Annotated in this window: 17 protein-coding genes and 3 pseudogenes; 12 read left to right on the forward strand and 8 right to left on the reverse strand. The window is 67.5% G+C overall.

The window, feature by feature from the left end; all coding sequences use genetic code 11:
• The first annotated feature begins 225 nt into the window (after nt 1–225).
• The gene (locus tag ACYZGB_RS15910) at nt 226–2,313 is read left to right on the forward strand and encodes an ATP-binding protein (RefSeq protein ID WP_462389643.1); all 2,088 of its coding nucleotides are present in this window, start codon (nt 226–228) and stop codon (nt 2,311–2,313) included.
• An 80-nt stretch (nt 2,314–2,393) separates the two neighbouring features.
• On the opposite strand, the gene ACYZGB_RS15915 is transcribed toward ACYZGB_RS15910, so the two are convergent.
• Nucleotides 2,394–3,377 (reverse strand): NAD(P)-dependent alcohol dehydrogenase, encoded by a 984-nt coding sequence (locus ACYZGB_RS15915; protein ID WP_462389645.1) that lies wholly within the window; start codon nt 3,375–3,377, stop codon nt 2,394–2,396.
• A 198-nt stretch (nt 3,378–3,575) separates the two neighbouring features.
• On the opposite strand from ACYZGB_RS15915, the gene ACYZGB_RS15920 reads away from it, so the two are divergent.
• Nucleotides 3,576–4,109 carry a 2'-5' RNA ligase family protein gene (locus ACYZGB_RS15920; RefSeq protein ID WP_462389647.1) on the forward strand — a complete coding sequence of 178 codons (534 nt, stop codon included), beginning with the start codon at nt 3,576–3,578 and terminating at the stop codon, nt 4,107–4,109.
• A gap of 82 nt (nt 4,110–4,191) precedes the next feature.
• Here the strand turns inward: ACYZGB_RS15920 and ACYZGB_RS15925 are convergent, their stop codons facing one another.
• Nucleotides 4,192–5,085 (reverse strand): LysR family transcriptional regulator, encoded by an 894-nt coding sequence (locus tag ACYZGB_RS15925; RefSeq protein WP_462389648.1) that lies wholly within the window; start codon nt 5,083–5,085, stop codon nt 4,192–4,194.
• Nucleotides 5,086–5,216: 131 nt separating this feature from the next.
• Here ACYZGB_RS15925 and ACYZGB_RS15930 point away from each other — a divergent pair, with 131 nt between their 5' ends.
• From ACYZGB_RS15930 to ACYZGB_RS15950, 5 genes and pseudogenes are all read left to right on the forward strand, one after another.
• On the forward strand, nt 5,217–6,557 hold the full coding sequence (locus ACYZGB_RS15930) for an acyclic terpene utilization AtuA family protein (protein WP_462389680.1): 1,341 nt from the start codon (nt 5,217–5,219) through the stop codon (nt 6,555–6,557).
• Nucleotides 6,558–6,733: 176 nt separating this feature from the next.
• Nucleotides 6,734–7,096, forward strand: coding sequence for an AtuA-related protein (locus ACYZGB_RS15935; RefSeq protein ID WP_462389650.1), 363 nt, complete (start codon nt 6,734–6,736; stop codon nt 7,094–7,096).
• 45 nt (nt 7,097–7,141) lie between these two features.
• Nucleotides 7,142–8,135: pseudogene (locus ACYZGB_RS15940) on the forward strand (Bug family tripartite tricarboxylate transporter substrate binding protein).
• Nucleotides 8,136–8,306: 171 nt separating this feature from the next.
• A pseudogene (locus ACYZGB_RS15945) lies at nt 8,307–8,624 on the forward strand (alpha/beta hydrolase domain-containing protein); the annotation flags it as partial.
• A 269-nt stretch (nt 8,625–8,893) separates the two neighbouring features.
• Nucleotides 8,894–10,699 (forward strand): annotated as a pseudogene (locus ACYZGB_RS15950) (alpha/beta hydrolase domain-containing protein); the annotation flags it as partial.
• 241 nt (nt 10,700–10,940) lie between these two features.
• On the opposite strand, the gene ACYZGB_RS15955 reads toward ACYZGB_RS15950, so the two are convergent.
• A complete protein-coding gene (locus ACYZGB_RS15955) occupies nt 10,941–11,834 on the reverse strand; it encodes a LysR family transcriptional regulator (RefSeq protein ID WP_462389652.1) in 894 nt (297 codons plus the stop codon).
• A 124-nt stretch (nt 11,835–11,958) separates the two neighbouring features.
• On the opposite strand from ACYZGB_RS15955, the gene ACYZGB_RS15960 reads away from it, so the two are divergent.
• The 3 genes from ACYZGB_RS15960 to ACYZGB_RS15970 are packed head-to-tail and all read left to right on the forward strand — an operon-like array spanning nt 11,959 to nt 13,806.
• Nucleotides 11,959–12,825 (forward strand): MBL fold metallo-hydrolase, encoded by an 867-nt coding sequence (locus tag ACYZGB_RS15960; RefSeq protein WP_462389654.1) that lies wholly within the window; start codon nt 11,959–11,961, stop codon nt 12,823–12,825.
• Between the two features lie 49 nt (nt 12,826–12,874).
• On the forward strand, nt 12,875–13,171 hold the full coding sequence (locus ACYZGB_RS15965; RefSeq protein ID WP_462389656.1) for a hypothetical protein: 297 nt from the start codon (nt 12,875–12,877) through the stop codon (nt 13,169–13,171).
• Entirely contained in the window at nt 13,153–13,806 is a 654-nt protein-coding gene (locus tag ACYZGB_RS15970; RefSeq protein WP_462389658.1) for a DsbA family protein, read from the forward strand. Before ACYZGB_RS15965 ends, ACYZGB_RS15970 begins: the two co-directional genes overlap by 19 nt.
• Before the next feature lie 143 nt (nt 13,807–13,949).
• Here ACYZGB_RS15970 and ACYZGB_RS15975 read toward each other — a convergent pair whose 3' ends face one another.
• Entirely contained in the window at nt 13,950–15,098 is a 1,149-nt protein-coding gene (locus ACYZGB_RS15975) for a zinc-binding dehydrogenase (RefSeq protein WP_462389660.1), read from the reverse strand.
• Between the two features lie 141 nt (nt 15,099–15,239).
• Nucleotides 15,240–16,106 (reverse strand): LysR family transcriptional regulator, encoded by an 867-nt coding sequence (locus ACYZGB_RS15980; RefSeq protein WP_462389661.1) that lies wholly within the window; start codon nt 16,104–16,106, stop codon nt 15,240–15,242.
• 89 nt (nt 16,107–16,195) lie between these two features.
• Here ACYZGB_RS15980 and ACYZGB_RS15985 point away from each other — a divergent pair, with 89 nt between their 5' ends.
• Entirely contained in the window at nt 16,196–17,164 is a 969-nt protein-coding gene (locus tag ACYZGB_RS15985) for a DMT family transporter (protein WP_462389663.1), read from the forward strand.
• 15 nt (nt 17,165–17,179) lie between these two features.
• On the opposite strand, the gene ACYZGB_RS15990 is transcribed toward ACYZGB_RS15985, so the two are convergent.
• The 3 genes from ACYZGB_RS15990 to ACYZGB_RS16000 form a co-directional block, all read right to left on the reverse strand.
• Nucleotides 17,180–17,752, reverse strand: a complete 573-nt coding sequence (locus ACYZGB_RS15990; RefSeq protein ID WP_462389665.1) for a P-loop nucleotide/nucleoside kinase family protein — start codon at nt 17,750–17,752, stop codon at nt 17,180–17,182.
• Between the two features lie 232 nt (nt 17,753–17,984).
• On the reverse strand, nt 17,985–18,944 hold the full coding sequence (locus ACYZGB_RS15995) for an NAD(P)/FAD-dependent oxidoreductase (RefSeq protein ID WP_462389666.1): 960 nt from the start codon (nt 18,942–18,944) through the stop codon (nt 17,985–17,987).
• Complete coding sequence (locus ACYZGB_RS16000; RefSeq protein WP_462389667.1) at nt 18,907–19,395, reverse strand: Rrf2 family transcriptional regulator; 489 nt, start codon at nt 19,393–19,395, stop codon at nt 18,907–18,909. The genes ACYZGB_RS15995 and ACYZGB_RS16000 overlap by 38 nt, the downstream gene beginning before the upstream one ends.
• Nucleotides 19,396–19,643: 248 nt before the next feature.
• On the opposite strand from ACYZGB_RS16000, the gene ACYZGB_RS16005 reads away from it, so the two are divergent.
• A complete protein-coding gene (locus ACYZGB_RS16005) occupies nt 19,644–20,177 on the forward strand; it encodes a class I SAM-dependent methyltransferase (protein ID WP_462389669.1) in 534 nt (177 codons plus the stop codon).
• The last annotated feature ends 109 nt before the right edge of the window (nt 20,178–20,286 follow it).

Consider the following 20,286-nt stretch of genomic DNA (forward strand, 5'->3'; position numbering starts at 1 on the left):
GGGGCAACCTCATCCATGTGCGCGGCACAGGCGATGCGGCGCGGCTGCACTGGCGCTGCGCCACCATCCGCGATGCGGGCTTCATGGTGCTGGATTCATGCTCGCGGACTGAAGCCCCTGCTGTCCAGACCCGTGGTGCGCGCCGTGGTCATCGCGCTGGTCACTTTGTTTGTGGCCAGTGCGGTGTTCACGCCCCAGCACAACCCGGCCACGCGCGGCAGGTTCATGGCGGCCATGAACGTGGGCCCGGTGTGGGGCGAGCTGGTGCAATGGCGCGTGGCGATGATGCAGGCGCACAACGAGCTGGGCCACTGGCCCAAGGACATTTACGCCTACGCCCCCCCGGTGGCCCAGCCGCAGTTGCGCGTCACCTCCCCGCGCCCCTATGTGCTGCAGGCCGACATCGCCCACCACCCCGAGCTGGGCAAGCTGGCTGGCACCCAGGTGGTGGTGGAGCTGAAACCCGGCACCACCACCTGGTCCTGCCGCCCCGGCAAGCCGCCCATCCCCCTGGGCTACCTGCCCATCAATTGCCTGGAGGGAAGCACCGACGATTTCGAGCGCCCCACACAAGTGCCTGATGCCGACCCGTTTGGCTGGATGCGCTCGCTGATCGCATGGTGCGCGGTGATTTTTGCCGTGGGCGCCGTGCTGTGGGTGGTGCGCCATCCGCTCATCGGTGCGGGCCAGCTGCGCCCCGCACGCCTGCGCCGCACGCCGCTGGCGCGCCTGCCGCAGATCGACCGCCTGCTGCGCTGGCTGCGGCGGCTGGACGCCACGCTGCTCGCCGCCGACATCCGCACGGTGGACTGGCGCCGCGCCGTGGCCTGCGCCCAGGCCACAGGCGGCGAGCGCGCCCCGGCACTGGCCCGCGCGCTGGCCGAGCGCGTGTCGGCCCGCTGCCAGCCCAGCACCGACTGGGCACTGCCCGGTGCGGTGTTTGAGTGGCTGTTCCCGCCCGATCTGCCCGTGTCGCTGGACCGCTGCCTGGTGTTTGTGCCCACGCCCGGCATCGACGAAGCCACCGTGCTGCGCCAGCTGCGCGCCATGCAGACCGGCAGCGACGTGCTGCTGATCCTGTGCGAGCACAGCGTGGACACGCCCTGGCCCCTGCTGCGCGCTCATGCCGACGACCGCGCCAACCTGCATGTGATGCTGGACAGCGCCCACCAGACCGAATGGCTGATTGGCGGCGAGGCCCTGCAGGTGCTGCTGCGCCAGCTGGCCGCGCAACTGCGCATCACGCGCATCTCGCCCTACCAGACACGCGGTGGCGTGACGCGCGAAGGCGGGTTTTTTGGCCGCGCCCAGCTGCTGGCCCGTGTCATCAACCGCGAGCCCGCCAACTACCTTGTGGTGGGCGGGCGCCAGCTGGGCAAAAGCAGCCTGCTCAAGGCCGTGCAGCGCCGCATGGCGGGCCACCCGCACACCGTGTGCCACTACGTCTCGCTGCGCGACCACCGCCTGGCACCGCGCATGGCGCTGCAGTTTGGCCTGGCGGCCGACACCTCGCTCGAAGCCATCGTGGACCACCTGCAGGCGCAGTACGTGGGCAAGCGCCTGGTGCTGCTCATCGACGAGGCCGACCTGTTCTTTCGTGACGAATCGGCCAACGGCTACGTGCAGCTCTCCACCCTGCGCGCTCTCAGCGAAGAGGGCCGCTGCTGGTTCATGCTCGCGGGCTTCTGGGACCTGTATGCCACGGCCGTGCTGGACTACCAAAGCCCGCTGCGCAACTTTGGCGAGGTGTTGGCCATTGGCGGTCTGGAGCGCAGCGCCTGCCGCGAACTGGCCACCGAGCCGCTGCGCAAACTGCGCCTGGGCTTTGACAACGAGCGCCTGGTGGACCGCCTGGTGGACGCCAGCGGCCAGCGCGCCAACCTGGTCGCCATCCTGTGCCAGGAGTGCCTGGAAGCGCTGGCGCCCGGCGAACGCGTGATCGAATCCCGCCACCTCACGCAAGCCCTGGCCTCGCAGGCCGTGCAGGATGCCTTGGCGGGCTGGGGCCGCCTGAGCCACGACGAAGCGGCCTGCCGCCTCGACCGCATCGTGGTCTACCACACCGCCCAGGCCGGGCAGACCAGCCTGGTCGCCCTGGCCCAGCTGCTGCAAGGCCACGGCATCGCGGGCGACGCGCAGGCGCTGCGCCAGTCGCTGGCACGCCTGCAGCTGGCCTATGTGCTGCGCAAGCACGAAGGCGGTGAATACCGTTTTGCCATCCCGCTGCTGCAGGACCAGTTTGAACCAGCGGAAGTGGAACTGCTGCTGCACCAGGAGCTGGCCGTGCTGGCGCGCAGTGATGCAAAGGTATGAGCCAAAAAGGCCGTCTCCGCGCTATGGACAAGCGATTTTAGCTATCTATTTGATAGTGGGAGGGCATTGGGCGTTGGGGTTCACGGCAGCGCCACCACCACCGCACCGCGCTTGCGCCCTGTCTCCACATACGCATGCGCCGCAGGCAGGTCGGCAAACGGGTAGGCGCAGTCCAGCACCGGCCGCAGCGCGCCCGCCTGGGCCAGGTCCATCAGGGTCTGCAGGTCTTCGGGCCGCTCGGCCGCCGGGCCGCCAATGCTGCGGCGCGTGCCGCGCGGGCGGGCCAGCACCTGCGCCAGGCTGCCCGCCACCGCCAGATAGCGGCCATGCTCCTGCAGGCGCGGCAGGCAGGCGGCAAAGCTGCTGGCCCCCACGGTGTCGGCCACCACGTCCCACTGCTGCGGGTCCTGGGTGAAGTCCTCTTCGGTGTAGTCGATCACGGCCTGTGCGCCCAGCGCCCGCGCCAGCACCACATTGCCGCCGCTGCACACCGCAGTCACGTGCGCGCCCCGGCGCCGCGCCAGCTGCACCATGGCGCTGCCCACCGCGCCAATCACCAGCAGCGATTCGCCCGCGCGCAGGTTCGCCTTGTTCAAGAAGTGCAGCGCCGCCATGCCACCAAACGGCAGGCAGGCCGCGTCCACAAACGACAGGCGAGCGGGCTTGTGCACCAGGGGCCGGGTGCTGGGCAGCAGGCAGTATTCGGCATGGCCCCCCATGGCCACGCCCGCCACGCCCACCACGGCATCGCCGGGTGCAAAGCCAGTCACCGCGCGGCCCACGGCCTCCACCACGCCCGCCACATCGGTGCCCAGCACCGGCTGGCGTGGCCGCGTGATGCCAAACGCCAGCCGCCCCAACAGGCCAAAGCCGCGCGGCAGCTTCTGCGTGCGCACGCGCATGTCGGCCGACGACACGCTGGCCGCCAGCACCCGCACCAGCACATCGCGCGGGCCAGGCACCGGGCGGGGCAGGGTGCGCAGCCGCAGCACATCGGTGCCGCCATAGCGGGTGCAGACCCAGGCGAGCATGGTGGTGGACGTGGGCAGGGTGAGTGTGTGCATGGGCGGGAGGGCAGTGCGCCCGGTGGCGCAATCGAAGGGGCTTGAGCGGCGCGGTAGTGCCAGCAGGCAGCTTAGGTGGCCGGGTGGGGCGCACACAACCCGACCTTGGGAGGGGCGGCCGGTGGTGGCCATGCCCCAGCTGCACGTTACCCTTGTGGTCTTGCTGGATTGACCGATTGATTGCTGCAAAGGCCCAACGTGCACCCCACGCTCTACACCGTTGCCTACCCCATCTGCGCCGCCGAGGACATGTTGGCCATCGACACCTGGCGCGCCGCCAACGACCCCACCGGCCATGCGCTGGTGCGCCCGCACTTCACGCTGGTGTTTGCCAGCAACGCGGTGGACGAAGCCACCTACCTGGCCCATGTGGCGGCGGTGGCGGCACGCACCGCGCCCATCGCGTTTCACTGCCGCTATGCCATGCTGGGTGCCGACGCCCACAGCCCGCGCGCCCATGCCTATCTGGTGCCTGACGAAGGCCATGCGGCGTTGTCTCTGCTGCACGACGCGCTCTACACCGGCGCGCTGGCCGACGCGTTGCGTCTGGACCTGCCTTACACCCCGCACATCACCGTAGGCACTTTCGAGTCAGCACCCATGGCGCGCGCGTGGTGCGCTGAGCGCAACCAGTCGGGCGTGTCGGTGCCGGGCCAGGTGGCCGCACTGTGGGTGGGGCAGGTGGTGGACGGGCGGTTCGAACACCGGGGGCAGTTCGATTTGATGGGATAGTTTTTTGAAGCAAAAACGGCCTTCACCGCGCGTCTATTAAGCGCTTTAAGCTATCAAATATGTAGCTTTATCGCTACGCCCCTCAAGGCCGCTGCGCCATCACCAGCGCATATAACGCCTGCGCCGCCACCGACAGGCTCTCGTCCCGCCGCCGCACCAGGTAGATCTGCCGCGTCAGCCCCGGCAGCAACAGCGGCCGCGTGACCAGCCCCGGCTGGTCAAAGTGGAACAGCGTGAGTGCCGGCACCACGCTGATGCCCAGCCCCGCGCGCACCATGCCCATCACGGTGGCGAGCTGCTCCACCTCCATCAGCGTGTGCATGGCCTGCGGGTGCAGGGCGGCCTCCAGGTACTGGCGCACGCTGCTGGTGCGCGCCAGGTGGATGAAGGGCCACGCGGCCAGGTCCTGCGCGGTGATCGCCTTGCGCCTGCGCGCCAACGGGTGGTCGGCCGGGCACACCAGGTAGAAGTCGTCGCTGCAAAACGGCTCGGCCTGCAGGGCAGGGGTGTCGGCGCGGATGGCGGCCAGCGCAAAGTCGGCATGGCCGCTGGCCACGCGGTCGATGCAGGGCTCGGACAGCACATCGGCAATGTCGATCTCGATGCCTGGGTGCGCCGTGCGGTACTGCGCCAGCACGCCTGGCAGCCAGCCTGCGGCCAGTGACGGCAGCAGCGCCACGGCCACACGCCCGCGCTGCAGCGTGGCGGCACTGCGCACGGCGGCCAGGGCGCTGGTAATCTCGGCTCGGATGCGGCGGGCGGATTCCAGAAAGTTCTTCCCCTCGGGCGTGAGGTCCACGTGGCGCGTGCTGCGGTCGAACAGGCGCAGGCCCAGGTCGTCCTCCAGCGCGCGGATGAGGGCGCTGAACGCGGGCTGCGACAGGTGGCACAACGTGGCGGCGCGCGTGAAGCTGCGCTGCTCGGCCAGCGCGAGGAAGGCATCGAGCTGGCGGCTGGAGAGGTGGGGGGCGCTCATGCGGGGTGGGTGTGATTCATCTGTTTTTCAGATGGATTCATCATAACAATCGATTTTACAGAATACCGCCATGTTCCTACAGTCACGCTCAGGAGACAACGGATTCATGCCGAACGACCAAAAAAACCAACCTGCTGGTGGGCTGCGCCGCTGGCTTCTCGGGCGACCGCACCGACGCGGCCCTGCCCGTGGTGCAGGCGCTCATCGCCAGCGGCCAGCCTGCGGTGCTCATCTTCGAGACCCTGGCGGAGCGCACGCTGGCGCTTGCCCAGCTGGCGCGCCGCACCGACCCCGATGCGGGTTATGAACCCCTGCTGGTGGACCTGCTGCGCCCCGTGCTGGCGCAGTGCCTGGCGCACGGCGTGCGCATCGTCAGCAACTTTGGCGCGGCCAACCCGCACGGTGCCGCGCGCCGCATCCATGCGCTGGCGGCCGAGCTGGGCCTGGCCCGCCCGCGCATTGCCGTGCTGCAGGGCGACGACCTGAGCGGCCCCGAACACCGCGCGCTGCTGCAGGGTGCACTGGGCGCTGCGATGCCCATCGAGCCCATCGTCAGCGCCAACGCCTACATCGGCGCGCAGGCCATTGCCGATGCGCTGCGCGCGGGCGCGGACATCGTGGTCTGCGGCCGCGTGGCCGACCCGTCGCTGGTGCTGGGCCCGGCGCTCGCGCACTACGGCTGGGCGCTGGACGACTGGGACCGGCTGGCGCGCGCCACCATGGCCGGGCATCTGCTGGAATGCGGCGCACAGGTCACGGGCGGCTACTTTGCCGACCCTGGCTACAAAGACGTGGCGGGCCTGGCGCACCTGGGCTACCCCATCGCCGAGATCGAAGCCGACGGCCACTGCACCATCACCAAGCCCCCGGGCACGGGCGGCTGCATCACCGAGCGCACGGTGAAGGAACAGCTGCTGTACGAGCTGCACGACCCGGCGGCGTACCTCACGCCCGATGTGGTGGCCGACATCACCACCGCCCGCGTGACCACGGTGGGCGCTGACGCGGTGCGGCTGGAGGGCGTGCAGGGCCATGCGCGGCCCGCCACGCTCAAGGTCAACGTGTGTTTTGAATCGGGCTGGTTTGCCGAGGGCGAAATCTCCTACGCCGGCCCGCGCGCCGAAGCTCGCGCGCGGCTGGCGGGCGAGGTGCTGCGCGAGCGCCTGCACGGCCTGGGCCCGCTGCGCATCGACCTGATCGGCGTGACCAGCATCTTTGGCGACGACACCAGCCGCTGGCTGGATGCACCCGCCTACGGCAACGACGAAGCCCGCGACGTGCGCCTGCGCGTGGCCCTGCAGCACCGCGACCATGCCATCGCCCAGCGCCTGGTGCGCGAGGTGACCGCGCTCTACACCTGCGGCCCCGCAGGCGGCGGCGGCGTGCGCACCGCCATGCGGCCGCGCCTGGGCACGGTGTCGTGCCTGGTGCCGCGCGAGGCCGTGGCCGTGCGTTTTGAGATGGTGGGCTAAGAAGCTGTGAACGAATTCCTCATGCCCGCTCGTGCCGCAAAAACGCACGCCCTCGGCGTTGCAAATGCTCGCCATAGCCCGTGCTATGGCTGTGCTTTGCGCCTTGATGGCGCACGTTTGTGCGGCCCGCTCGGCCACGCCGGATTCATTCACAGCTTCTGAGGAGTACACACACCATGACAACCACCATCACCGTTCCGTTATATCGACTTGCCCACAGCCGCACCGGCGACAAAGGCAACCGCTCCAACATCAGCGTCATCGCCTGGCACCCCGCGCTGTGGGATGTTCTGGTCGAACAAGTCACTGAGGCCGCCGTGGCACAGCAGTTTGCGCAGCGCCGCCCGCGCCAGGTCACGCGCTACCTGCTGCCCCAACTGCAGGCCATGAACCTCGTGCTGGACGACGTGCTCGACGGTGGCGTGAACGACTCGCTCAACCTCGACAGCCACGGCAAGGCACTGAGCTACCTGCTGCTTGATATGCCCGTCACTGTGCCCGCCCATCTGGCGCCGCACTTTGGCGGTCCCACGGCCTAGACCTCCCCTTTCGCTTTTTCATCCATACCAACACCAGGAGACAACATGACCCATTCATCCCCCCGCCGCGCTCTGCTCGCCACTGCCGCCGCACTGGCGCTGGGCCCATTGCATGCCCCCGCTGCGCTCGCCCAGGCGGCCGGCGCCTACCCCGCCAAGGCCATCACCTTTGTCGTGCCGTTTGCCGCAGGCAGCGCCACCGACCAGCTGGCACGCGCGCTGGGCCAGTCCATCACCAACGACACCAAGCAGCCCGTGGTCATCGACAACAAGGCGGGCGCCAGCGGCATGATCGCCGCGTCGGCTGTGGCCAAGTCGGCGGCCGATGGCTACAGCGTGCTCATCACCACCAACACCACACATGCTGCCAACGAGCACCTGTACAAGAAGCTCTCGTACGACCCAGTGAAGGACTTCGCCCCCGTCACTGGCCTGGGCAAAGGGGGGGCAGGTGCTGGTGGTCAACGCCAGCGCACCGTACAAAAACGTGGGCGAGCTGCTGGCCTTCGCCAAGAAGAACCCCGGCAAGCTCAGCTTTGGCAGCGGCAGCTCGTCGAGCCGCATGGCGGGCGAGATGCTCAAGCAACTGGCCAGCGTGGACATCCTGCACGTGCCCTACAAAAGCAACCCGCTGGCCATCACCGACCTGCTGGGCGGGCAGATCGATCTGATGATCACCGACACCTCCACCGGCGTGCCGCAGGTCAAGGCGGGCAAGCTGCGTGCGCTGGGCTACTCGACGCAAAAGCGCAGCACCCAGCTGCCCGACGTGCCCACCATCGACGAAGCCGGTGTGAAGGGCTACGACATGGGCTACTGGTTTGCGGCCTACGTGCCAGCAGGCACGCCCGCGCCGGTGGTGGCGCGCCTGAACGAGCTGCTCACGGCCGCCACCAAGAGCCCAGCGGCCAAGAGCTTCTTTGACAATGCGGGCTCCGAAGCCTGGACCACCACGCCCGATGAACTCGCCAAGTTCCAGGCCGCCGAAACCCAGAAGTGGGGCAAGGTGATCAAGGCGGCAGGTATCGAGGCCGAATAAGCCACAGGCCCACCCACCGGGCCGTTTCATTCCTTTTTTCCTTCTCTCAGCCTGCCTTTGCTCGCAGGTCTGGGCGAAGCCTTGCCCGCGCGCAGCGCAACAGACGCTGCCGTTTTGTTCCAGAGCCGTTCCAGCGGCCCGCACCACCATCCATCCAAGGAGACAGACACCATGAAACCTCTTCGTGCATTCGGAAAACTCGCGCTCACGGCTGCCGCTGCAGCCGCCATCACGGCCTGCGGGGGCTCCAGCAACCATGCTGCGCCCAAGGGCCCCGCGCTCAAGCTGGCCATCACCGCCACCGAGGCCTTCCCCGGCACCTATGGCGACGTGGGCGAATACGAGCGCGTGACCGGCACCATCAGCGGCGAGGTGGACCCCAAGGACCCCAAGAACGCGGTCATCCAGGACCTGGCCCTGGCGCCCACCAATGCCAACGGCATGGTCGAGTACCGTGCCGACTTCGTCATGCTCAAGCCCAAGAACATGGATGGAACCTGCTCAGTGTCTTTTTGAAGTTGCACAAGTCGCTTTTCGGGATGGGATGCTAGGCGCGGGGTGCAGCCAATAGCTCGGCTATTGGCAAGCGCCGCAACGCCGCAGACCGCCCGAAAAGCAACTTGCCCGAAGGGTTGGAGTGAAATCGGGCGATTGGACGCCCCGGCTGCTTGCATGGGCATGAGCCCATGCGGCGCATCCGAAGCATCCACTCATCCCGATTGCACTCCAATGCAACTCCAAAAAGACACTGAACAGGTTCCCAGGCCAGCGGCGTTCTGCGCTACGACGCACCCAATCGCGGCAACATCCTCACCATGCTCAACCCCACGGCCACGCCCAGCGATGCGGTGTACCTGGAGCGCGGCTATGTGATGCTCTATTCCGCCTGGCAGGGCGATGTGCCCAAGAGCACCGCCGCGCGCCTGACGGTGACGGTGCCCGTGGCCAAGAACAAGGACGGCAGCAGCATCACCGGCCCCTACCGCGCCGAGCTGGTGCCCACCGCCGCCAGCCCCGCAATGACGCTGCCCGGCGGCGTGTTCAACGGCACCATGATTCCGTACGAACCCGCCAGCCTGGACAACACGCAGCCCGGCTACTCGCTCACCCGCCGTGCCAACGAGACGGATGCGCGCGTGCCTGTGCCCGCCGGCGACTGGAAGTTCGCCACCTGCGACACGGGCACCAACGCCTTCCCCGGCACGCCCAGCCCCACCAGCGTGTGCCTGAAGGGCGGGTTTGACCCAGCCTATCTGTACGAGCTGGTCTATGTTGCCAAAGACCCCAAAGTGATGGGCGTGGGCCTGGCTGCGCTGCGCGACACGGTGAGCTTCTTCCGCAGCAAGGCGGCTGATTCCACCGGCACCCCCAACCCCCTCGCAGGCCGCATCACACACACGCTGGGGCAGGGCACCTCGCAGTCGGGCAACGCCATGAAGACCTTTCTGCACCTGGGCTTCAACCAGGCGCTGGATGGCGGCAAGGTCTTTGACGGCATGTACGCCCACGTGGCAGCGCGCCAGACCAACATCAACACCCGCTTTGCCGTGCCCGGTGGCGGCGGCGGCTTGCGCACCGACCACACCGCCTTCGGCCAGACGGCACCGCGCGGGCTGGACAAGGACTACCAGGACGACATCAGCGGCCGCCAGGGCGGCGTGATGAAGCGCTGCGCCGCCACCAACACCTGCCCCAAGTTCTTCCTGGGCCTGTCGGGCACGGAGTTCTGGCAGCTGCAGGGCTCGCCCGTGCTGACCGACGCCAACGGCACCAAGGACCTGGCGCAGCCCGACAACGCCCGCATCTACTACTACGCCAGCACCCAGCACGGCGGGGCAGGGGGCACCGCCAGCATTGCCTATGCACCCACGCGCGCCACGTACCCCACGGGCACGGTGGTGCAGTTCAATGACACCTTCCGCGCGCTGTTCCCGAACCTCGAAGACTGGGTGGTGCGCGGCACGCAACCGCCCGCCAGCCAGGTGCCCAAGCTGGCCGACGGCACGCTGGTGCGGCCCGAGGCGCTGGCCTTCCCGGCCATGAAGGGGCTGACCTGGGCGGTGGGCGGCGTGCAGACGGCGATCCCCGACTTCAGCTACCGGGGCCTGTACAACAACTTCCCACTTTTTGACTTTGGCCCGCAGTACATCCCGCAGGACGAGGCTGGCATTTCCACCGTGCTGCCCCCGCGCAACCTGGGCCGCGACTACGCCATCCTGGTGCCGCAGGTCGATGCAAGCACGGGCCTCACCCGCGCTGGCATTCGCAGCATGGAGGCGCGTGCGCCGCTGGGCACCAGCATCGAGTTCAACTACGTGGCCACACCCGGCATCACCGACCTGGCCAACCTCACGGGCAGCTTCATCCCCTTCCACAAGACGCGCGCCGCGCGGCTGGCGGCGGGCGATGCACGGCCGTCGCTGGAGGAACTGTATGGCACGCAGGAGGGCTACGTCGCTGCGGTGACGCAGGCCGCCAATGACCTGGTGGCACAGCGCCTGCTGCTGCCGCGCGATGCGGACCTGCAAATTGCGCGCGCCAAGGCCGCTGCGGTGTTGCCCTGAGCGGCGGGGGGCTCGTTTCCACTCCCTCTCCCCTCGCGGGAGAGGGCGGGGGAGAGGGGGCACTTCTTCGGGGCGCCGCGCTCCATCCTCCCCCCTCTCCCCAACCCTCTCCCACCGAGAGAGAGGGCGTGCCAGCGCTTTTAAGGCCTGTGAAAAATCAAGCCAAATTGACCTCTGCCGTCTGATGGATAAGCGCTAGCAGCTATCAAATTAGTAGTCCTTCAGCCGAGGCGACCGCCCCTCACCACGGCACCCCCGCAAACCGCTCCACCAAAAAATCCAGCAACGCCCGCACCGCAGGCGACAAATGCCTGCGCGACGGGTACAGCGCATAGATCGTCATCACCGGCAAGTCCCACCCCGGCAGCACGGCCTGCAGCGCGCCGCTGTGCAGGTAGGGGTTGACCAGATACGTCGGCTGCATTGCAATGCCGCCGCCCGCCAACGCTGCGCGCATCAGCGTGGTGGCCTCGTTGGCGCTGAAATGGCCGCTCACGCCCACGCGCTCCACCTCATCGCCGCGCGTCAGCTGCCAAACGCTTTTGCCAAAGTTGGCATAACTCAGGCACCGGTGCTGCGCTAAGTCGGCAGGTTGCTGCGGCACGCCGTGGGCGGCCAGGTAGGCAGGGGATGCCACCAGCACCGAATCGCACCGCGCCAGTGGCCGACCGATGAGCAACGGGTCGGGCTCGGCGCTGATGCGGATGGCCAGGTCGATGCGCTTTTCCACCAGGTTCAACGATCCTTCGCTCGCGTCCAGGTCAATCTTGAGCTGCGGGTGTTGCGCCAGAAAATCCGCAATCGCCGCGCCCATCTGCGCAAACGCAAACGACACGCTGCAGGTCAGCCGCAGTTGCCCGCGCAATGCGCCTTCGGTGGTGGTGGCGGTTTCTTCTTCCAGGTCTTGCGACAGCGCCAGCATCTGCTGGCAGCGGCGCAGCGCGTGCTCACCCGCGTCGGTCAGCGTCACGCTGCGGGTGGTGCGCTGCAGCAGGCGGGCCTGCAGCCACTGCTCCATCTCGCCCACATAGCGCGTGACCATGGCACGTGACATATCCAGTTTGTCGGCCGTGGCGCTAAAGCTGCCGCTGGTGGCGACTTCGGCAAACACATGCATGGCGGTCAGGCGGTCCATAAGGGGTTATTTGATCGATTGGAGAAACAAATATGCGCGAGTTATCGGGTTTATTGGATCGATTGGCGCAAATAAACTTCATTCCGTCATCTGCACAACCTCTCAAAACCCTGGAGAAACCACCATGTTCCGCACTACCCTCATCGCCGCCACCCTCGCCGTTGCCTTCACCGGCGCCCAGGCCGCCCAGCCGCTGCAGGTCAAGGTCTACAACGCCGATGGCAACAGCTTCAACGTCAACTCCACGCTGGTCTATGGCGAGAAGGAAGCCATGGTCATCGACGCAGGCTTTACCCGTGCCGATGCGCTGCGCATTGCGGCCAACGTGCTCGACAGCGGCAAGGAACTCAAGACCATCTACGTGAGCCAGGCCGACCCCGACTATTACTTTGGCGTCGAGACGCTGAAAGAAATTTTCCCCAAGGCCGACGTGGTGACTACGCCCGCCGTGCTGGAGAAGATCAACGCCAAGCTGGCCACCAAGCTCTCGTTCTGGGGCCCCAAGATGGGCGCCAACGCACCGCGCACGCCCGTGCTGCCCAAGGCCATCGCGGGCAACATGCTGAGCGTGGACGGCCAAACCGTGGAGATCCGTGGCACCACCGGCCTGCTGGCGCACCGCCCGTATGCCTGGATTCCGTCCATCAAGGCTGTGGTGGGCACCATCGGCGTGTTTGGCACCAACACCCATGTGTGGACGGCCGACACCCAAACCGTGGCAGAGCGCAGCGCCTGGGTGGCGCAGCTCGACGAGATGGCCGCGCTGCAGCCCACGGTGGTGGTGCCCGGCCACATGCCAGCCGGTGGCGCGCTGGATGCCGCCAACATCAGCTACACCAAGGGCTACCTGCAAGCTTTTGAGAAAAACGCCGCCGCCACCAAGACCAGCGCCGAACTCATCGACGCGATGAAGAAGGCCTACCCCGCAGCGCCCATGGGCCTGTCGCTGGACATCGGTGCCAAGGTCAACAAGGGCGAGATGAAGTGGTGAGATGACGTGCTGAAAGCTGTCAAAGCAAGTTGTTGAAAGGAACCAGATCGTGACCGCTACACACCCGCTCCAGCAGGTCCTGCAGCACCTGCACGCCGGGCGCTGGAGTGCGGCGCACGATCTGGCGCAGCACGACGGCTCCATGCTCGCAGCCTGGCTGCACGGCATCCTGCACCTGCAAGAGGGCGACCTGGAAGACGCCGAAAACTGGTACGACCGCGCCGCCCGCCATTTCCGCAGCCGGGGCACGCTGGCCGAAGAGATTGCGGCTTTTGAAGCCGCACTGACTGCGTCTGAAACCTCAACCCCAACGAAAGAATTTGACCCATGCCCACCGTCACCGTGACCTACCTGTTCGACCCCCTGTGCGGCTGGTGTTATGCCGCCGCGCCTGCGCTCAAGTTCCTGCAAGCGCAGGATGGAGTCGAGGTGGTGCTGGCCCCCTCCGGCCTGTTTGCAGGCGCAGGCGCCCGGCCCATGGACGCGCAATTTGCCGCCTACGCCTGGGCCAACGACCAGCGCATCCAGCAGCTCACCGGCCAGCCTTTTACGCAGGCCTACCGCGACCAGATCCTGGGCGCAGCGAATGGCCGTTTTGACTCCGGCCCCGCCACGCAGGCCCTCACGGCCGTGGCGCAGACCGCGCCTGAGCGCGAGCTGGACGCGCTGCACGCCCTGCAGCACGCCCGCTATGTGGATGGCCGCGACAACACCGACCCGGCCGTGATCGCCGAGGTGCTGCGCGCCCTGGGGCTGCAAGAAGCCGCTGCCCTGGCCCTGGCGCCCGACACTGCCTTGCTGCGCGCCACCGCCGAACGCACTGCTACCGCCCAGGCCACGCTGCGCGCCGTGGGTGCGCGTGGTGTGCCGCAACTGGTGGTTACAGGGCCGGGTGGGGCACTGCGGTTGCTGGGTGGCGATGCGCTGCTGGGGCCGCGCGAGCCATTGCTGGCGCAGGTGCGGGCGGCGGCTGCGGCTTGAATGCAGTGGAAGCGCGCCGCTTTTAAACACCAAAAACCGTTCACGCTGAGCCTGTCGAAGCGCGACGCGAGGCTTCGACAAGCTCAGCCGGAACGTTCGGGAGTGGTTGAAAGCGAGCCCGTAAGACGGTGCCCGCTTTCGTCTCACTCCATCGACGGGTCGATCAACACCTTAGCACCTGTGTTGCGCGGGCCATAAAAGGCAATCGCATCCGCGCTCAGCGCCCCCGCCAGCGACACCGTGCGCGCATAGTGGCTGGCAAAGGTGGTTTTCAGCTCGGCGGCCACACGCGCGCGCAGCGCCTGGGTCGCCTCATTGCCAATCTTCTGCAGAAACGGAAACAGCAGCCACCCGCCCATGCCCCAGGCCATGCCAAAGGTGCGGTGCACTTCGGTGGGCCGCGTGTCCAGGTGGCCGTACAAATACACCTGCTTGTGCACGGCCGAACCGTAGCGGCTGTACTCCTTGGCCGTGCGGTTGATGGCGGCCTCCATGCACTGCAAGATCTGCCCGGCCAGCGTGCCGCCGCCCGTGGCGTCAAACGCAATCGTGGCGCCTGTGGCGGCCAGCGCATCCGTCAGGTCGGCCATGAAGGTGGGCGCGCTGCTGTCGCACACATACTGTGCGCCCATCTCGCGCAGCAGCGCCGCCTGCTCGGGCTTGCGCACGATGTTGACCAAAGCGATGCCGTCCTTCTGGCACACCTTGTTCAGCATCTGCCCCAGGTTGCTGGCCGCAGCGGTGTGCACCAGCGCGGTGTGGCCCTCGCGCTTCATCGTCTCCACCATGCTCAGCGCCGTGAGCGGGTTCACAAAACACGATGCGCCCTCGGCCGCCGTGGTGCCGGGCGGCAACACCAGGCACTGCGCCGCAGGCATGGCGCGGTATTGCGAATACATGGCACCGCCAATCACGGCCACCGTGCGGCCCAGCAGCGCCTGTGCGGCGGGCGATGCGCCTGCCGCCACCACCAGGCCCGCGCCCTCGTTGCCCACCGGCATGCTCTGGCCCAGGCGTGCGGCCATGTTGGGCATGGCGCGCTCGGGGATGCGGGCCGTGGCCACCGGCCGCTCGGCTGTGCCCGTGACCTGCACGGTAGACAAATCGGCCGGGCCCAGCAGCAGGCCGATGTCCGACGGGTTGATGGGTGTGGCCTGCACCTGGATCAACACCTCATCAGGCCCCGGCGTGGGCACGGGCGTGGGCTCCAGGCTGAGCTGCAAGGTGCCGTCGGGCTGGACGAGGGAGCGCAATTGCAGGGCGGTGGTGGGGATGGTGGCGGTGGTGGTCATGAATGCCTTTCGAGGGGAAAGAGGGCGCGCCTTGCGTTCCACTGCGCGGCCCGGTGCCAAGCATTAGAACGTGATTGCGCCGCAAACACCGTCGCGCAAGTGCCTTGTGACGGTAGGGTCGGCCGGTGCGCGCCTGCGCCCTCAACCCCCCAGCGTCCGCACCATCTGCTCATACATCGCATCCACCGCCAGTGACCGCTGCGACACCTTGCTGCGCAGCACTGCCACATGCATGGCATCCAGCGGCGGCAGTTCAAACTCTGCAGGCAGGTTCTGCAAGATCTGCAGGTGGGGAGGCACGCTGCAGCGCGTGAGCACGGCCACGGCCAGGCCGCTTTCCACGGCGGCCAGCTGGCCCGCCAGGCTGGAGCTGTGGTACACGATGCGGTAGGCCCGCCGCCGCGCCGCCAGCGCCGACAAGGTGGCCTGCCGCGCCATGCTGGTCGATTCGTACACCGCAAGGGGCAGCGGGTCGCGCCGCCACACCTCGTACTGCGTGGCGCCCACCCACACCAGCGGCTCGTCAAACAGAAAGCGCCCGCGCTGCGGCTTGTCGCGCGAGATGAGCGCCAAGTCCAGCTCGCCTTTCACCACACTCGGGATGAGCGCGGTGGACTGCTCGCACGTCAGCTCAATCTCCACCCCCTGGTAGCGGTGCGCAAAGCTGCGCAGCACCGGCGTGAGGTAGGCGCTGGCGTAGTCGTCTGGCACACCCAGCCGCACTTGGCCCGCGAGTTGGGGCCCAAACAGCGCCGCGTGCGCCTCGGCCTGCAAATCGAGCACACGGCGCGCATACGACAGCAGCTCGGCCCCCGCTGGCGTCACCTCCAGGTGGCGCGGCCCGCGCAGCAGCACGGGGCGGCCCAGCGCGGTCTCCAGCTTCTTGATCTGCATGCTCACCGCCGACTGCGAGCGGTGCACCAGCGGTGCCGCACCCGAGAGCGAGCCCGCGTCCACCACCGCCACAAAGGCGCGCAGCCAGTCGATCTGAAAGTCCGGGTAGTTCATGGGCGGTTTTCTATGAATTCGCTTATCGAATGGTATCCGTTCGATTTATCCGTTTTACAACGTAGCCCGAAACCGTGAGCATCGGCTGCATGAACCACTCCCCATCCCACACCGCCGCATCGCCATCCCTTGCCAGCACACAGCCCGCCAACGCACTCGCCCGTGAGCGCGACAGCCAGTGGCTGCTGACTGCCGGTGGCGTGCTGCTGGGCACCATCGGCGTGTTTGTGGAAGAGGCGGGCCAGCACCCGTTGGTCACCGTGTGGTTTCGCAGCGTGTTTGGTGCGCTGGCGCTGCTGGCGTGGTGCCTGGCCACCGGCCGGGGGCGTGAGCTTCTGCTCAGCGGCAAAGCGCGCTGGGTGGCCTGCGCCACGGGCGTGCTCATGGTGCTGAACTGGGCGCTGTTCTTTGCGGCAATCCCCCGCACCTCCATCGCCGTGGCCACGGTCATCTTTCACATCCAGCCCATCTGGGTCATCGTCTTTGGCGCGCTGTTTCTGCGTGCGGCCATCTCGCCCCTGCAGTGGCTGGCCACCCTGGCCGCGCTGGCGGGCCTGGTGCTGACCACCGGGCTGCTCGACGGCACGGCCGCAGCCGCTGTCACAGCAAGCAACAACAGTCAGGGCTACCTTGCGGGCGTGTTGATGTGCCTGGGCGGCTCGCTGTGCTATGCGGGCGTCACGCTGCTTGCCAACACGCAAAAGGCCATCAGCCCCTACGCCATGGCCCTGTGGCAATGCCTGGTGGGCGCGGTGGCGCTGGCGTGGGCTCCCTTTGTGCTCGGGTGGCCGCCACTGGGCGCCGCCTGGGGCTGGCTGCTGGGCCTGGGCGTGCTGCACACGGGGCTGGCCTATGTGGTGCTGTTTGCGGGCATGGCGCGCCTGGGGCTGGGGCGCATTGCGGTGCTGCAGTTTGTGTACCCGCTCACCGCCGTGCTGGTGGATTGGGCCGTGTATGGCCGCACGCTCAGCCCCGTGCAGCTGGCGGGTGTGGGGCTGATGGCGGCTGCGCTGTGGACGCTGCGGCGGCCGGTCAAGGCCGCCGCCAGCGCTGGCTGATCTGCCTGGCCTGCGTCAAAGCGGCTGATCTGCCAGTGGCACAAATATCACCGTATGGGCCTCGCACTCAGCCTGGTCCGGCGGTTGCCACAGGTCGCTGGCCAGCTCAAAGATATGGGGTGGCACCACCATGGAAAACGTCTCGCCCCTCTCGGCATTGCGCTGGTTCACACGCGCACGGCGCAGCTCGCGCGGGGCGTCCAGCACGTACACGGTCATGGCATCGGCCCAATGCCCCATGCGGGTGTAGAACGCATCCCGCTCCTGCTGCCGGATGAGACCAATCTCCAGCACGACATCGGTGCCAGCGCGCAGAACGGCTTCGGCGGTTTTCCAGATCTGCAAGAGGCAGCGCTGAGTGCGCGCGATGTACCAGGCCATCACATCGGCGCCAGGCAGGTCCGGCCGGTCGGGCGAGAACAGCGTGGCCATCCAGTCGTCCAGGTTCAGCGGCACGGCGCTGTGCTGCCGCATCAATTCGCGGGCAAAGGTGGACTTGCCTGCGCCGACCGGGCCGATGACCAGGTGAATGCGAGGAGCTGCGCAGGCAACGGCTGCGGGGGCGGTGTGGTTGGAAGTGGTGTGCATGAGAAAGGGCTTCAGAAAAGCAAAAAGCCCCCTCTGCAAGCAGAGAGAGCTTTCCATACGACGGACGAAAAAAAGCCCTCGACGGTAGTGGAGGGCTTTGCGGTTCGCTTAGGCCCAAGGGGCCAGGCGCGATGGGGCAGTGTAGGTGCCCGCTGCGGGGTGCGTCAACCGGTGGTCCGTGCGCGTGTGTTGAGTCCCCCAGTCACACCCTGCGCGCGCCCGGCAAGCTGGGTCACGCCCCAAACACCAGCGCCTGGTGCGCCCCCACGCCCGCCAGCACCCCTTCGGCCGAGGCCAGCGTGGCGTTGTGCCGCATCAGCGTCAGGTCGCCAGCGGCATACACGCCGGGCACGGTGGTCATCTTGTTGGCATCGGTGCGGAGGTACGGGCCCATGGGCCCATCGTCGAACGCGCAGCCCAGCTGCTCGGCCAGCGGGCTGGCGGGGCGGGTAGTGGCGGCCACATACATTGCAGCCAGCGGCACCACGCGCGCATCACCGCCACCGGTGGCCTGCAGGTGCACGCCCTGCAGCGCCTGGCCTGGGCCTTCCAGCGCGGCGATGGGTGCGGGCTCGATGGTTATGCCCAGCGCCAGCAGCCGCTCGCGCTCGGCGCTCTCCAGCGTCGTGTCGCCATTCAGAAAGAGGGTGGTCGGGCCCCAGTCGGCAATCAGCTGCGCGTGCATGGCCGAGCCTGCCGAGTGGTATAGCACGCCCAGCCGCTGGCCTGCAAACTCGTAGCCGTGGCAATACGGACAGTGCAAGACCGTGGCGCCCCAGCGCTGGCGCAGGCCCGCAATGTCGGGCAAGCCATCCTGCACGCCAAAGGCCAGAACCAGCTTGTGGGCCTCCATGGTTGCGCCATCGTCCAGCACCACTTCAAACCCGTTCTCGGGTGACCCCGCCCGTTGCTGCGCCGTGGCCGACACCACCGTGCCCTGCACAAAACCCACCGTGGGATAGGCCGCCAGCTTGCGCCGCGCCTGCTCGATCATCGCCAGCGGCGACTCGCCGTCTTGCCCGAAGAAGCCGTGCGACGCTGCCGCAAACCGGTTGCGCGGCTGGCCTGCGTCCACCACACACACCCGCCGCCGGGCCCGCGCCAGCTGCATTGCGGCTGACAGGCCGGCAAAGCTGCCGCCTATCACGATCACCTCATACGCCTGGGTTTTTGCCATTGCCGCTGTCGCCATGCTCAATCTCCTTGTGACCGTGGCACCCGGCCACCATGCGTTCATGAAACTCGGCCGAGAGCTGCGCCAGCGTCACCTCGCCCAGCCGCGCCAGCAGCGCCTCTTCGGCCGCCTGGTAGGCGTCGGTCAGCGCGCGGTTCACCGCCTGCTCCACGATGCAGCCGGGGCTCTCCACCCTGTTACCCACCGCCAGCAGCGTGGGCGCGCCCAGCGCCTCGTAGATGTCTCGCAGCGTGATGTCGGTGAGCGGGCACGACAGCACCCACCCGCCGCCATGCCCCTTGGCCGACGACACAAAACCCGCATACCGCAGCCCCGCCATCAGGCGGCGCACCACCACCGGGTTGGTCTGCATGGCCTGCGCCATGGCCTCAGACGTGGCGGGCCCCTCCATCTCTGCCATGTGCAGCAGCGCGTGGAGAACATTGGAAAGGCGGCTATCTCGTTTCATGCAACATTCAAAGTTGCGTGATGCTAGCATTCAACCAGAAATAGTGCTGGCGCACGAACAGAAAACTACTGAATTGATAGCTACTGGCGCTTGTTGGATAAGCGCTAGAGGCCAATTTGGCTTGATTTCTTTGACACCTTGCCCACCCCAACCGTTCGGGCTGAGCCTGTCGAAACCTTGCGCGGCTTGGCAAACCGGCGGACCCAGCCCATTGCCAACCGTCGCACCCACCGCACACCAGACCGCACATGACCCATCCCACCGCATCCCCCTTCACCGACCCCGCCGCCGTCGCCCGCTACGCCGACGGCCCCCGCCGCAACGTGCCCGGCTACGACAGCCTGCTGCGCATGTCCCGCATCCTGCTGGCCGAGCGCGTGCCCGCCGACGGCCGTGTGCTGGTGGTGGGCGCAGGTGGCGGGCTGGAGCTGGAAGACATGGCGCTGGCGCAATCCGGCTGGCGGTTTGACGGTGTGGACCCTAGCCAGCCCATGCTGGATTTGGCGGCGCAGCGGTTGCAAAGCGCGGGCGTGCCCGGCGACCGCGTGGCGCTGCACCACGGCTATGTGCAGAGCGCACCGGCTGGGCCGTTTGATGGTGCTACGTGCCTGCTGACTCTTCACTTTGTGCCGCGCGAGGAGCGTGCGGCCATGGCGGTGGAGATACGGCGGCGGCTCAAGCCTGGGGCGCCGTTGGTCGTGGCGCATCTGAGCGTGGCGGATGGTGCAGGCCCCGGAGGCGAGGGCGGGGCAGGGGAGCGCGACCCAATCCACCGCACTTAAGCTAAAATATCACCCGTAACCCATTGATTTAATTGGTTTTTCTTGCAAATCTTCACTTGACGCGGAACACCCCCATGGCAAGAAATATCAGGGTTAACCCTTGGATTCG

Source organism: Acidovorax sp. Q11 (assembly GCF_054950075.1).

What these genes read in the sequence shown, in the direction of transcription:
- ACYZGB_RS15985 (WP_462389663.1), top strand. Translation starts at nt 16,196, where the DNA reads ATGAACCACTCCCCATCCCACACCGCCGCATCGCCATCCCTTGCCAGC.
- ACYZGB_RS15975 (WP_462389660.1), bottom strand. Translation starts at nt 15,098, where the DNA reads ATGACCACCACCGCCACCATCCCCACCACCGCCCTGCAATTGCGCTCC.
- ACYZGB_RS15915 (WP_462389645.1), bottom strand. Translation starts at nt 3,377, where the DNA reads ATGCACACACTCACCCTGCCCACGTCCACCACCATGCTCGCCTGGGTC.
- ACYZGB_RS15960 (WP_462389654.1), top strand. Translation starts at nt 11,959, where the DNA reads ATGTTCCGCACTACCCTCATCGCCGCCACCCTCGCCGTTGCCTTCACC.
- ACYZGB_RS15980 (WP_462389661.1), bottom strand. Translation starts at nt 16,106, where the DNA reads ATGAACTACCCGGACTTTCAGATCGACTGGCTGCGCGCCTTTGTGGCG.
- ACYZGB_RS16000 (WP_462389667.1), bottom strand. Translation starts at nt 19,395, where the DNA reads ATGAAACGAGATAGCCGCCTTTCCAATGTTCTCCACGCGCTGCTGCAC.
- ACYZGB_RS15925 (WP_462389648.1), bottom strand. Translation starts at nt 5,085, where the DNA reads ATGAGCGCCCCCCACCTCTCCAGCCGCCAGCTCGATGCCTTCCTCGCG.
- ACYZGB_RS15955 (WP_462389652.1), bottom strand. Translation starts at nt 11,834, where the DNA reads ATGGACCGCCTGACCGCCATGCATGTGTTTGCCGAAGTCGCCACCAGC.
- ACYZGB_RS16005 (WP_462389669.1), top strand. Translation starts at nt 19,644, where the DNA reads ATGACCCATCCCACCGCATCCCCCTTCACCGACCCCGCCGCCGTCGCC.
- ACYZGB_RS15995 (WP_462389666.1), bottom strand. Translation starts at nt 18,944, where the DNA reads ATGGCGACAGCGGCAATGGCAAAAACCCAGGCGTATGAGGTGATCGTG.
- ACYZGB_RS15935 (WP_462389650.1), top strand. Translation starts at nt 6,734, where the DNA reads ATGACAACCACCATCACCGTTCCGTTATATCGACTTGCCCACAGCCGC.
- ACYZGB_RS15910 (WP_462389643.1), top strand. Translation starts at nt 226, where the DNA reads ATGGCGGCCATGAACGTGGGCCCGGTGTGGGGCGAGCTGGTGCAATGG.
- ACYZGB_RS15970 (WP_462389658.1), top strand. Translation starts at nt 13,153, where the DNA reads ATGCCCACCGTCACCGTGACCTACCTGTTCGACCCCCTGTGCGGCTGG.
- ACYZGB_RS15990 (WP_462389665.1), bottom strand. Translation starts at nt 17,752, where the DNA reads ATGCACACCACTTCCAACCACACCGCCCCCGCAGCCGTTGCCTGCGCA.